Annotated in this window: 7 protein-coding genes; all 7 read right to left on the bottom strand. The window is 59.9% G+C overall.

Annotated features, from left to right (window positions below; translation table 11 throughout):
* Nucleotides 1–2 precede the first annotated feature (2 nt).
* From N5D45_RS14230 to brxC, 7 genes are read right to left on the bottom strand one after another with little or no spacing between them, the layout of a single operon-like run.
* On the bottom strand, nucleotides 3–2528 hold the full coding sequence (locus tag N5D45_RS14230; protein WP_062607673.1) for a PglZ domain-containing protein: 2526 nt from the start codon (nucleotides 2526–2528) through the stop codon (nucleotides 3–5).
* Nucleotides 2525–4333, bottom strand: a complete 1809-nt coding sequence (locus N5D45_RS14225) for a DUF262 domain-containing protein (RefSeq protein ID WP_062607675.1) — start codon at nucleotides 4331–4333, stop codon at nucleotides 2525–2527. Before N5D45_RS14225 ends, N5D45_RS14230 begins: the two co-directional genes overlap by 4 nt.
* The gene (locus N5D45_RS14220; protein WP_032968946.1) at nucleotides 4330–6219 is read right to left on the bottom strand and encodes a hypothetical protein; all 1890 of its coding nucleotides are present in this window, start codon (nucleotides 6217–6219) and stop codon (nucleotides 4330–4332) included. The genes N5D45_RS14225 and N5D45_RS14220 overlap by 4 nt, the downstream gene beginning before the upstream one ends.
* A complete protein-coding gene (locus N5D45_RS14215) occupies nucleotides 6216–8108 on the bottom strand; it encodes an SAM-dependent methyltransferase (protein WP_279939168.1) in 1893 nt (630 codons plus the stop codon). The genes N5D45_RS14220 and N5D45_RS14215 overlap by 4 nt, the downstream gene beginning before the upstream one ends.
* Nucleotides 8109–8111: 3 nt before the next feature.
* Nucleotides 8112–8597, bottom strand: a complete 486-nt coding sequence (locus N5D45_RS14210; protein WP_062607680.1) for a hypothetical protein — start codon at nucleotides 8595–8597, stop codon at nucleotides 8112–8114.
* The gene (locus N5D45_RS14205; RefSeq protein ID WP_004146423.1) at nucleotides 8590–9921 is read right to left on the bottom strand and encodes an ATP-binding protein; all 1332 of its coding nucleotides are present in this window, start codon (nucleotides 9919–9921) and stop codon (nucleotides 8590–8592) included. The genes N5D45_RS14210 and N5D45_RS14205 overlap by 8 nt, the downstream gene beginning before the upstream one ends.
* A gap of 2 nt (nucleotides 9922–9923) precedes the next feature.
* Nucleotides 9924–13547: a BREX system P-loop protein BrxC gene (gene brxC / locus N5D45_RS14200; RefSeq protein ID WP_279939167.1), complete on the bottom strand. Its 3624-nt coding sequence runs from the start codon at nucleotides 13545–13547 to the stop codon at nucleotides 9924–9926.
* Nucleotides 13548–13571: the final 24 nt, after the last annotated feature.

Below are 13571 nucleotides of genomic sequence, written 5' to 3'. Positions count from 1 at the left end.
GCTCATTCCGTATAGTCGGTTTCAAGCGCCAGATTGCTGTAGGCAGCCAGAGTCGTTGGGTTCAGCGCTTTGACCGAGAACTTGCCTCTGAACTCATCATCCATTCGCAGCGCAATCTGCTTGCGCTGGCCTGGCATCAGGGTCACAGTTCTGGTCGCGGGGTTCACATCGCCACCTGGGCGCGGCTCTCCCACCACATTGCCCTTGCTGTCTTGCGCTTCCAGCAAGATCTCCACGCTCATGTCTTGCGAGAACATGTCGTCGGCCACCAGTATCACTTCGATGACCGGCAATCGCGTAGTTATTCGTTTGGCGCCGTTCTTGTAGCTCAACTCCACCACCGCCTTGCGCAGTTCCGCATGAGCAGCGGTATCCAACCTGGCCACCAACACCGGCACAACGGCCTCGGCCAGGGATGCTCCGCCGTGAAAATACAGGTGCCCTGAGCGATAAGGCGCCATGCTGCGCGGTAGTGCCACTTGGGTGAAATCACCGCGAATGCCGACCTTCTCTGCACTGACAACCAAGCTGTGACCATCCGCTGTGCCGTCGCCCAGCATCATGCGGTCATGGGCATTCACCGGCCACTTGCCTTGCGGTTTCACGCATACATCGCCAGCTTCTGCTTGCGCGTTCAGGAAGAAGCCGTGGTCGGTGACGATGACCGCCTCTTTGAAGCCCATGCCACGCAGCTTATGCAGTGCCACGCGGATCAGCTTCAGCGTGCCAGGGATCAGCCCGAGCGTTGTCTCGGGGTTGCTTTCCAGTTGGCTGTCGATTTCCGTGGAGCGCAGCACCAGCAGGTCGACGGTTTCGGCAATCTTTGGCTTACCGCGAACAAAGTCGTTCAGCGGCATTTCCGCGAAGCGGTCGCCATACAGCTTGGCCAGCACACCCATGCGTTGCGGGACATTGCTCACCGGCGCGCCCGCCAGCTTGGGCACCAGGGAATCGTTCTCCAGTGATAGGGTCAGCCCCGTGCGTGCGCCAGGCAGCAAGCTCGCCATGCCCACCAGGGTGATGGTCGGAAGCTGCGCATAGGCCGCTTGCAGTTCGACGGGACCGTCTTCCGCCAGCAGCTTTTCGAGGGCCACGCCCAACTCGTAACGCAGGGCGTCCACCATCAGGTAGGCCACTTTGCGTCCGCTTTCCTTGAGTCGATCAGCCACCAGCCGATCAAAGGCATCGGCATTGGCCAGGCGCCCAGTGGGTGGCCAACCGGCGGACTCAACGTGCTTCACAAACACGCCCTGAACCTTCTCTGCCAAACGGCGATAACGCGCCCGAGCTTGGCTGATCACTTCATGCATCAAGCCATGCGGGTCGAGGAAGTCGCCCGCCGCTTGTTCGAACTCGCGCTGCAGACGATCTGCTTCACGCAGGCTGCCCAGGTAGAAGTCGATCAGCTCCGCTTGCGAGCGGGCGTGATCCGGTAGCTGGCGCTCAAAATCGTCGCAGGCCTCAACCAGGCTCAAGCCAGACCGCACCAGCTCCCACTGGGCCTGGCTTTCGCCCTTGCCGAGCCATACCGAACTCTTGTGGCGGGTCAGCACACGGCGCGTGGCATCGGTGTCACCGCTGATAATGCCCTTGATCGCAGTGCGCAGGAAGGTCCGCTCTTCGAAGGGGAAGGTGTCGCGCTCGCCCAGGTCTTCAATCGCACCGCACAGATCGGTCAGGTTGAGCTCCGCCTCGGTGGTCTCGGCGCGCTCGATGTATATCGCGCGTGACTTCGGGTCGCTGCGCAGACGGTCGCACACATCCTCGACGATGGGTTTGGCTTCCATCGGTGCGTGCGGCACCCCCTTCAAGGTGTCCGGCAATGCCACCGGCAAATCAAACACGAACTCGCTGAACAGCACGTAGCGCCACAGCTCATCCGCCAGGGCGGACCAGGTCTTGCCGCGCGTTTTCACGCTCAGGCCCAGAGTGGCTCGGAGGAAATCACGCGCCTCTTGCACCCAGCCTTCCTGCCCCTTGAGCGCCTCGGATTGACTGGCACTCGGGGCCAGCAATGCGGCCAGAATCTCGCGGCCGGACTCCACCCGCAGAGTGGCTCGCAACTGGGGCCAACTCACACCGCCGCCAATGGCGTCAATCACCGCATACTGCGGTCGTGGTTCGCGCACAAATAGGCTTCGAATTTCTGTCGCGTAATCTGGCTTAGCACGCAGGCACAGGCTCAGGTACTCGTCGCCATCGTCTTGCGGGAACACCGCGCCGCATTCTGCGTACAGCGCGAATGGATCAGCTTGCTTTTGCTCGTCTGTCTCTGGCCGCTTGGAGGGAACATAGATCAACACACCTTCCAAGGGCGCCTTGGGCTGTCCTACATCGCGCAGCGCCAGCAGCGCTGCCTCGCGGCTTTCGATGCTGCTTTCAGACGCATCTACCACCCGCACCTTGTCAGCCGCCAAGTCGAAACACAGCTCGCGGTAGCGCTTGTCGGCGTCATACACCACCAAGGCGCCAGCTTGCTTCAGACGCGGCCGCAGTACGCTTTCTCGAATGAATTCTGCAATCGTCATTTGTCACCCCGCAGGCTCAGGATGGACATCACCTCCTTGAGCATCTTGTCTGTTCGCGCCGTAATGGCGGCCTCGTTCCAATCATCTCGGCTGGCCAAGTCGGCATTCAGGTACAAGCCGTTGCGGTAGCCAATGAAATCACCCTGATCGTTCTTGCGATCGCGCTTCTTCAAGAATTCCATCGTGCCGAGCTTGGAGTTGTAGCCACTCAGGGTCAGGTTGCCGAGCTGGTGCGCACAGCGCTCGCGAATGGCAGCCGCAGTGCCTTTCTGGTTCCCTTCGAGCATCGTCACCCAGCCCGGCCCCAAGTTTTCGGTCTTCGGCAGGATGTGTTCGACGGTAAAAACGGGGCGATCATTGGCGTCATGCACCCACAGGTCGCGTTTGTTTTCACGGGTTTGGTGTGTCTCTTCCAGCTTGCAGAGCATGAACCGCGTGGCGTCGTAATTCTCCAGGTACACATCGCCCTTGAGGCGCGACTCGCAAACATCCTGCGGGGCTGCCCGTCCCAGCAACCAATTACTGCTCTGCTGGATGAAGCCGTCCAGCGCCGTGATCTCGCAACTGCGAATCTGCGTCAGCAGGTGGCTGACCAGTTCCATGAACATCGGGTCGAGTTCACGGGTCGGCGGCATATCGGTGAGGTTCCGCCAAAAGAACCACTTGGTGAGCAAAGCGGCCAAGCGGCTCAATGCGTCGCCCTCATTCCACTTCTGGCTCTGCGCGACCTGGCTGGCCCACAACAAGAATGCGTAAGCCGGCGCGGCTCCTAGGCGCTGCAGGTCTTGCAAGGCCGCTGCGGCAGCGTCGCCCCATTCCGCGCGTGCAACCATGGGATTGAGCAGCGCCGAGTAGGTTTTGCCCTTGGCCTGAAGCGCACCGAACAGCCAGACCGGTCGCTTGCGCAGCAGGGTGTCGTAGATGGTGATCAGGTTCGAGCGCGTGGCGCGGGTACAACCTTTGACCTCGACCCGCTTGAGGTACTTGAACATGTTGTAAAGCTGGCGCAGGAAGCGCTCCTGCACCGCCGGGTCGGGCAACAGGTCGATCAGGTCTTTCCACTCGTCAAATGCCCGGTCGATGCCATAGTCCGGACGCTTGTCCAACTCGGCCAGCAGGTTGTTCTTGATGATGTCGATGGCCGAGAGCGGGATACCCCGGTTGTTAATCGACTCGAACAACATGAATGCGTCGGAATGGCTGCGCACCTCGATCTTGACCAGCATGGCCGCTTTGAGCTTTTCCAGCAGGGCCAGTGCGCTGTCCTGGCTCAGCCCTTCCAGTCGCTCACAGAAGTAGCGGTAGGCGCGCGCAATGCGGCGGTTTCCGAAATTGCTCAAGCCCTTCGGCGCTTTCACCTGCTTGGGAAACAGATCGCTCAGCACCTTCTGGAAATCTGTCTTGTTCTGCGCTTGCTCGCTGGGCTCCAGACGCCACTGGCCAGAAGTGCGGACGAAGATGCGGCTTTCCAGGTTGTCCAGCTCCACCAGCAGACGGCGATCCGGATTCGGAATGGCATTCAGCTTGTCGTAGAACGCACAGAACAACAGGCTGATGGTGGTAAACCGCTGCTGGCCGTCGATCAGCTCAAGTCGGCCACCGGCCATGCCATCTTGCTGGGTGTTCACGCAGATGATGGAGCCCAGAAAGTGCCCACTTGGCGACTCCTCCAGGTCGTTGAACAGCGCGTCCCAGTTCTTGCCGCCCCATACATACTCGCGTTGGTACTTGGGAATGAAGAACGACGTGGTCCCATCGGGGCTGAAGTAGAAGCTGACCGGCAGCGCTTTGACGTCCTGAATCATTCATCGCCTCCGGTCTTCTTTCTGCCGCGCGTCTTCTTCGGCGCTACCTCGGGCTCGATGTACAAATCCTCCAGGCCATGCGCGATGGCGAGCGACTTGTCGGTCTTGCACTTCTCGCGAACGCGCTCGGGCCAGTAGTTCATGGCGAGCATCGCCCAGTCGTAGTCGCCTTTTTCCAGCTTGGCCCAGGTGTCTTTGAGCACCTTCTGCCAGGGCTTGTGGCGGAACAGCGGCCACAGCGGCGCGGCGCTGATCTGCACGCCATCATCGTGATTGGGCTTGTAGGTTGGCGCGAGCTTGAGCAGGGTGTCACGTAGCTCGATCAACTCCAGCTCGAAAGCTTGCAACGTCTCGAACTGCTTTTCGTCGTCACGGGTCCGAGCAGAACCCTTGTTGCGCAGAGCCGTCACGTCAGCGCCGACTTGTTTGAGCTTGGGTTCGACGAAGTCGTTGATCGCCGTATACAGTGTCTGGCTGCTGAGGCTGGGGTAATAAACCCACAGCGTGTAGCTGCCAGATGCGGTGGACAGCGGCCAGTAGATAGGCGCTTTGCGGCGGCTCTTGGTGTAGCGCTGCAGGTGGAAAGCAAAGAAATCCCGTTGCAGCCAGCGACGCACGTCTTCCGGCACCGCGATATCCACGCGAGCCAATACCTCCTCCACCAGACGCGCGAGGTCATGCGGGTGCCCTTGGTCGTCCACCAGGATGCCTTCGTGCACATGGAAGGGCGCGGCCCCGCCCGGCAGCATGCCTGGGCTCTTGGCAGGCAGTGGCTCGAAGGGTTCTGGCTCGGCAGGTGCGGCGCGCTCGCCGATGGCCAAGCGCCAGTCGAAACGGCCAAATGCCACGCCGACAGTCCAACTTAACAGGCCCGCCGTGTGGTCGCCCGGCGCTACGCGGTCTTCGTCGTCGGCCTCCTCGTCGAGGAGTTCGTCCGCTGCGCTCGCCGCCCCCTGGCTGGCCTGTACGGCGGTGCGGTCGGTATCGGAAAAGCCATAGAGGTCGAAGGCGATGGCGTCGATCTCAGCCTGAATGCGGGCAAGCTCTGCTTCAATAGCGGGAGGGTCGTAATCGCCCAGGCGAGAGCGCAGCGCGGCAGGCAGCGCAAACGCATGAGAGGTCTCTTCGATGGTGTCCAATGTGCGCTTGAGGGACCAGGCGCGGCACGACAATCTTGCCAGCTGAGATGATTGTGCATCTCCAATCGAGGGCCAGGGAAGCAACTGCAAAATACCGACGATAAACTCGGGGAACCCAAAGCGACCTAGAGCAACCTTAAAGAGATAATCAAAGGCTTGACTATTAAATAACGCCAGCGCTATCAATTCATCTCCCTCTGGGAAGAATGCGCAGTATCCACGGGCTGAAAAGCTACTTGCGCTCGCCAGTGCTTGAGGTGAAAAGCTTCGCGATCGCAGCGGCCACGTCAACCCCTTGCGACCGAAATACTCATTACCGTCAAGCCGTGTGCCAGCGATCGCCTTTGTTTGATAGCCAGCCCGCAACTCGCCCCCTTCATCCACCCATTTCAGGAGGAGCTGTTGGTCCGCATAGTAAGGTGAATGACTGCCGCCTTTTGCAAACGGCAACCACCCATCAGGGTTCATAGATTCCCACCATGCCCGCAGGAAACGATCGTCGTTTCCAGTCGTAAGCCCGTGTTTTACAAACCGGCCATCACACTCAAATCTGTCAAATTGGCTGAACTTTTCACGTACCTCTCCGCTCACCCAATAAGCGAATGGCGAGCCCGGTACTGCCCGGAACGATTCCGGCGCCACCTGAAATGACCGCGCATCACTCTGTCCTGTACGCAAGGCGCTGCAACTGGCCAGCAAATTAGTGGCTTTATCTTTATCCGCTAGCAGGCGTAGAAAGATTGTCATGCCTGTTTCTCCAATACATAGGCAGCAGCCTCGACCATTGCATCGTCCATTACTCCAAGCCCAAGGTCGGCCATCACTTCGGGGCGGGCAACGCCCAGCACCACATCCTCCCGCCACTTCTGAAAACTAGAGAGGAAGAAGCAAGTGCGCGATGTAATGGCGCCAATGCGCCCTCCAGAGCGCAGCAGTTCCAGGCCACGCTCGACCATGATGGCCAGCAGGTCGTTCTTGCTGCGCGGGTAGGCTTTGGCGAGCTGGTTCTTTGTGTTGGCAGCCAGTGCGCCAAAAGGCGGATTCATCACCACGACATCGAACACTTCACGGCATAGATCGATGAGCCGGAGACCTTGCAATGCGTCCTGTGCAAAAAGCCGCCCTTGGTAGGTGGATTTCGCCGCCTGGGCAAACTCGGTCAGCGCCTCACGCAGGCGCGCCTCCGCTTGCTGCCAGTTCTCTTGCTCCTGCGCAGCAAACAGGCCGGTGCCTTTGCCGACATAGACCTGGCGAATCAAGTTCGGCAGTTCGCGCTCGACCTGGAGCAGCACACCCAGCTCCGGCAGGCCCTTGAGCAGTTGCAGCGTCTTCTCGAATAGCTCGGCGTCGCGCTGATCGAGGTTGGCCGCAAACTGCTGGCGCAACTCACGCTCTGCCGGCGGCGCAATGGCGGCCACCACATGGCCCCGCCCGATCAGCGGGCGGTCTTTGGCCTTCACTCCTGCGTCGTGCCAAGCACGTTGCGCCCGCAGCCACAGCGCCAGCGAGGCGATCTGCGCGGCGCGCGGGTCGATGTCCACGCCATAGATATTGTGCTCGATGATCAGGCGCGGCACGTCGCACAGGAATGCCGCTTCGTCCTCATAGGTCTGGCTCAGTGGTTTGAGCGCAGCCTGGGGCTGGGTCGAGACTTCCAGCGAGCCCGGCCCGTGCTGTTGTTCCCAGGCCCAGGCCTCGCGATAGATCTCGGCAAAGAGATCGAAGGCATACAGGCCGAAGTGCATGGAGCCGCAGGCCGGGTCCAGCAGTTTGAGGGTGCGCGGGTCGCGCAGCTTGGTGGCTGCTTGAAGCGTTTCGTCGGGCTTGACCAGCAGGTACTGGCAGCGCTCCCGAAGGCCGGTGACCCCACCGGTCGCGTTGAACCAGAGACGCCCGAGGGTGTTGTCCACCAGAAACTCCACCACGTAGCGCGGAGTAAAGAACTGGTTGCGCACGGCCAATTCGCGGCTGTTGCGCGGCGCCTGGCTGGCATCGCGCATGGCTTTGCGCTCTTCTTTGGAGTTGAAGTACTGGTAGATCCAGCCGATGGTTTCGTCCTCGCTCCACAGTGGGGCGATGTCGGCATCGTTGATCAGGTTCAGCACTTGCAGCAGTGCCGCCTCGCGCGGGAACAGGCGGCCCTGCGGTGAGTAGCGGTCGAACAGGCCCGGCAGGTCTTGCGCGAGTTCATCAAACACACTGAACAGGTACACACGGTAGGCATCGCCGGTTTCACCCAGGCCGGTGCCGGCCAGTCGCGCATAGAGCTGAAAGCCCTTGGCCTGGAAGCCGTTGCCCACCGACTCGATCAGCAGCCCCCGCGCTTCCGCCATGCGCAGCGCTGCCAGGCGGTTGAGCACGGTAAAGGCCTGCTCGCGCACGATGCGATCCAGCCCCTGCATGGCGTTCATGTCGCCGCTGGCTGTGTAGTGCGCCAGGGTGTCGCGCAGGATGCGGGCAGTTTCGCGCTGCGCGTCGTTTATATGGCGCAGGCTGGCTAGCTCCGCCACGGTGCCCGCGTTGGGGTCCATGCCGTAGTCGTTCTGCAGCTGGCGGGTGAATTCCTCTTCCAGCACGCGGCGCGCGTCGTTGACGAAGCGCTGGAGGCGGTTTCTTGTTGTTAGGTCGAAGGCCATGGATTAGCGCGCTCCAGTATCGTAGGCGGCGAGATCTCGATCCAGCGACCAAATCAACACACGCGACATGGCATGGCGGTCGCGAGTTTGCTCCCATTCTTTGATGATGGAGAGGTCACTGAGGCTGACGCCTTCACGAGTTTGACGGTCTGACTTATTGCGTTGCGCATAGCCAGGGAAATCGCCAAGCCAGCGTAGAAAGACTTCGCTATCGGGAAAATAAGTTGTTCTAAAGGGCGCCTTGTTATTGAACGCCTGTGTAACTTGCTCGACGAGTGACTGAGCAAACTGGCGACGCAGACGGCCATCGGCCAGGTCGGCAATATGATCACCAGTCTCCCAAATGGTAGCCATTGGCAAAAGGAAATAATCGCCTTGCTCAACCCGGACTACAAATTCGTCCAAGATGTTGCCTCGATCTTGATTGAAGCCTGGCACGTCCAAAACATTCAGATACACCGACGTATCCAGCAAGACGATGTCACTCATTGCTGGCTCCCGAACGCATCTTGGCCAGCCAATCCAGCGCACGCTGTTTGCGTGCATCACCCGTTGGGTGATACTTGACGAAGCGCTCCAACGCACCAGAGGTCATCAGGTGGCCCAGGGTGCCTTGAGCTATCAGTTCTGGATAGTCAGGAACATCGGCCAGGCGCACCAGGCGGCTGGCGCCGTCTTCAGGGTGGCGATAGCAAAAAACCACATCAGGTACAGCACTGTCCGGCAACGCATCCAGCATGGCTGGATTGTGGGTAGAGAGCAGTACGCGCAGGTTGCGCTGGCTAGCGATGTTTTGAATTTGTTGCAGCAGGTGGTGAGCCCGGCTGGGGTGTACGCCATTGTCGATTTCTTCGATCACCACCAGACTGCCTTCCGGGGCTGACAACATCGCAGCGGCAATAGCCAGAACGCGCAAGGTGCCATCGGAGAGCAAAGAAGCATCTCGCTGATCTGTCCTGCCACCAAAGGTCTCGGTGAGCTGAACCATCACGCCACCGCGCGGCTCCTCTAGGAAGGACAGGCCGGCGATATCTTGCTCGGGCAAGCTCTGAATGAAACTTAGAATGGCGACACGGTTGCTGGCATGAGGCTCATTCTGAGCTTGTTCCTCACGCCCCCACAGATTGAATAACACCGCCGAGACGTTGCGGCCGTTGCCTTGCAAGTCTTTGTCAGAGGGAAACGCATACTCACGCATTTGTGCTGGCACGGGATCGAGAAAAAGAATGGCAGCAAGCAATTGCTCCAAGTCTTTAGTAATCGGAGGAATTCGCTCTCGCGATGTTTTGTGCGCCGCGTCGAAAGTAGCTGGGCTCGTTAGCTGCGTGAATATTGCCGCTTGGTCAGTGCACGTCACACGTGGCTTTCTGCCGCCTTTTGCGAAGTTGTTGTACGCCACTCTGGCGTCAGTGCCCTGGCCATTTGAGGGTTGATCCATTGTGTACAGCGGCACAGAAGCACCTGTGTGAGTCAGGGTTTCCTCTGTGATATGCAGACCATCCGTGCGGCGGCCAATTCGCATACTGAGCTGATTCCACTCGGTGGCATTCGTATACGCGCCCAAACCAAAGGACTCGCCACGGTGATAAGCCAAATCCTCAAGCTTACCGCGCACGACTTGATCACCGCTTTGCACAGCAAACCGGATAGCCGAAAGTTTTTGCCCTTGAGCCAGCCAGGACAAGAGTCGCAAGCATTCGATGACATTGCTCTTACCTGAGGCATTAGCACCGATCAGTACCGTCAGTGCAGACAGCGGTAATGTTGCCTGTCGGTAGCTTTTGAAGTCTTCCAAAGTGATGGCCGTGAGCATGGTCACTCTCCTTTGAGCGCAAATGACACTTCGATCTCGGCATACAGCGCGAGCTGAGCCTTGATCTCGTGGAGCTGTTGAATCAGCGCGTCGATGTCTGCCGCAGAGGTCATCTTCACCGGCACGGCAATTGACTTGGTGAGCTTGACCGGTCCTTTTCCGCCGGTCTTGGCGCGCTCTTCTTCCATGCGCTGGCGAAGCCGTTCCTGACCCTGGCGTTGAATGAAGCGCTTAAGGTCTTCGAGAGTGCTGTTGATGTCGTAGTCGCGGGCCAGTAGCTTCTTGAGTCCGGCCAGATCCTGTGTAGCAGCCAGGGCGAGTCCGTCCAGCCGGTTCACGGCGTTGCCGCGCTCCTCCTGGGTGAGCTCTTCCCACTCGGGGATGCGCTGCAGATCCTCGACACCTTCCTTCAAACGCAGTTTTTGCTGGTCGGAGAGCGTGATGACCGCATCGCGCACGCGGCCCTTCAGATGGGTGAGCTGCGAATTGAAGTCGGCGGTGTGTTTGTAGAAGTCTTCTTTGCCCAGGCGCTCTGACTGGGTTCCCAGATCTTCGGCAAGTTCGCGGCGCAGCTCCCCTGGCACACCGGTATCCGGCAATGCCTCGATGTCGCGGCGATGAGCTTGCAAATCACGTAGGGTGGCGTCGAGCCCGTTGTCGAGCACCCGCTTCACTTCGAGGGCCCACTTGAGATTGTCGTAAATGGCGGAGGTTTCGGCACCCAGGCGCTGCGGGGCGTCGGAGGCATCGGTGAACAGGACATCGGCAATGTCCTGGTTCAAAGTACGGATGCGTTCGCTACCCGCCAGCCCAAGGCCGCTGAGCTTTTCAGCCAAGGAGCCGTAATCGTGCTGGAAGCGCGGGAAGTGCTTGGCCGCCGCCTTGCTGATCTCTTGCTCAAGCGGGATCACCATGTCACCGACCAGTTCAGTGAGCCGCTCTGCCGCCCGACCGAGCATTTCGATGGACGGGCGCTCGTCGCGCAGGGCCACGCCGATCTGCTTGAAGGAGTTGTTGGTCTTCAGGGCATCGATGGCCTGTTGCCCAGCGGCCGTGACTTCGCGTCCCGAGACCTTGAGCTTGATCTCTCCAGCCATAAGCATGGCCGCGACTATGTACCGCGTGGTGTCCGGCGACCACCCGAACGGGGCGCTGCTGAAGTCGTCGAGCAGGCGCTTGCCATCGACCGTGCCGCGCTTGTCGATGTAGTCGCGGATGCTGATCATCGCTTTATGGTCGGTTTTGAACGAGGCACGACCGGCCACGGTTTGCACCAAACCGAGCGGGTCCAGTGCACTGCTGATGGCTGCGGGGTTGGCGACTTTCAGGAACTTCTCGGCGGTGTCGGTTCCGGCGCGTACTGGGGCTTCGACATAGCGGTCGAAGACTTGGTCGGCCACATCGGAGAGCAGCTTCTTGGCGGCCTCCAACAGATCAGCATCCAGCGCCGATACCGCCGTAGCCTGGCCCCGGAAGACAAACGAGCCCGCTTGCAGGGTTTGCTTGATCTTGCTCTGCAGTTGGGTCGCTAGCTTGGCGGCGCGGTCGAGCTGGCCGGTGCAGTAGTCCTTGACCTCTTGGTCGGGCTCGTTGCGGTGCAGTTCGGCGATGCGCTGGCAGCGATAGATTTCGTTTGCCAGATCGTCGAGTTCGGAATTGGCGCGAGCCAAGAGCCCGATGACATTCCGGCCCGCGCGGCTGCGGGAGTCATCCAGCATCCGGTTCTTGGCGGTCTCGTAGTCGCTGGCAGGCACCAACTCGACAACGGTCTGGATGGTGCTCTGATCACCGGCCAGACTGGTGATGGCGCTGCCGGCCTGGACCTTCAGGCCCGTTGCGACGGCCATCGTGCCGTGGAGGGTGACACGGGGCAGCGGATCGAAGGTCTCACGCAGTGCATCGTTGAAGATGCGTTTCACGTCGACAGTGCGCAGTGCAATGGCGCCGCGCTCCTGTTCGATATCTCGCAGCTTCTCGCTGAGGAATACCAGGCTGCCATCCTTTTCGCCCAGCGGCACATGCACGTCGCCCAGCATTTCTTCAACGGCCTTCTTGACCGTGTCGAGCTGCGAAGCTGCTGTGACGGAGGGATGCATCAGGCTGGCGACGTTCTGCACTGACACCGGCAGGTTGCCCAGAATCTGCAGCACGGCGACGGACTTGGCGATGTCCTGATGGAGCTGCGAATCCGGGAAGCGAATCTGGACCTTGCCAACCGCTTGATGAATAGACGTGAAGGCGCGGCGGATATCCTTTTCCAGCTCGTCGTACAGGGTGACCGTGGTGGCGAGCCAGCCCACGGGCTGATCGGCCATGGCCTTGGAGCCGCCTTCACCCTTGAGGACATCCTGGATCACCTTGATCGCAGAGCGCAGGCCGATACCGCCAGTGGACTTGGCCAGTGCACCCAGCAGGTGCAGCAGGATGTCGAAGTGAGCCGGCAGGAATGGGTAGAGATTGGTGAAGCTCTCTTTGCTGAAGTCCGCGTCGTAATACTTGGCGTCTTGCAGCTTGGTGTTGTGCCGCAGCGCCTGGCCGTGGGCTTCGAACAGCTTGCCCAGCTCAGTCTCGCCAGCCGGTGATTTGCCGAGCAGACGTCGGTAGCAGATCTCTTTGATGTCGCTCGATTCCAGGTCGATCTGAATCGGAAAGCGGTCTTTCAGCTTATAGAGCTTGTCCGAGTTCAGCGCTGCGCGAGGATCGTCCTCAGTAAGGGTCTGCTGCGCAGTGGAGATGATCCAGGCCTTGCCATCGCCCAGCCTCTTGAGGTTCTTGGCCAGACCATCGAGGTTTAGGATCAGGTTGTCGCGCGAGGCTACGTACTGCCCAACTTCGTCGACGATGAAGATGATGTTCTGCTTGCCGCTCTTCTCGCGGACGATGTCGATCATCTCTTGCACGCGCTGGTCTTCGAACTGGAAGAAGCCTTCGGTGCTGGACGAGAATGACTTGGCCTCCGGGAAGAGTGCCGGGTACATCTCATGGGCGATCTTCGGGATCAAGCCATCGATGGCCAGTGGGTTGTTCTGCACGCGAGCCCAGGTGGCACCTGGTAGCGCCTGGGCGATGCGCTCATGGAGTTCGGGCGTGCGGCCGTCCTTCTCGACCATACGCTCAAAAGCGGCAACCTTCAGGTTGCGCGAGTAGCCGGCCCACTGCAGCACCTTGAAGTAGAGGACGGTGGAGACGTCTTCCATGGTGGCGCCGGCGAGCATTTCACTGGCCAGGTCCAGCATGACCACGGCGGCCGGGAAGCGCTGCGCCACGGTGCTGAGGAGAGCCTTGGTCTGCGGCTTGTGCAGGCGGTCCTGCAGGTATTTGATGAACGGAGTGCCGTCGATGGTGCGCTGATCATCAAACGCCAAGCCGAGGTACTTGGTAAACGAGCTCTTACCGGAGCCGTAAAAGCCCGAGACCCAAACGCCCACCTCATTCTCGCCACCGGACTCCATCGCGAGCTGCATGCGATCGAGGAGCTTGCGAAACTGCTCCTCAATGCTCTCGGTGACCACGTACTCGGAGATCTCAGCCTTGAGGCGGCCTTCTTGCGAGGCGCCATAGGTGATGACCTTCTCGATGGTCCGGTAGATGTCCTTGCTTGGGTCGAAGAGTGAGCGAATGGTCATATGGTTTGTCCCAGGGTTCTTTTG

The sequence above is a fragment of the Stenotrophomonas sp. GD03819 genome (genome assembly GCF_029841665.1).
Taxonomy (GTDB): Bacteria; Pseudomonadota; Gammaproteobacteria; order Xanthomonadales; family Xanthomonadaceae; genus Stenotrophomonas; species Stenotrophomonas geniculata.
The sequence above is the reverse complement of the archived record's forward strand: the minus strand, read 5'-3'. Positions and strand labels throughout refer to the sequence as shown.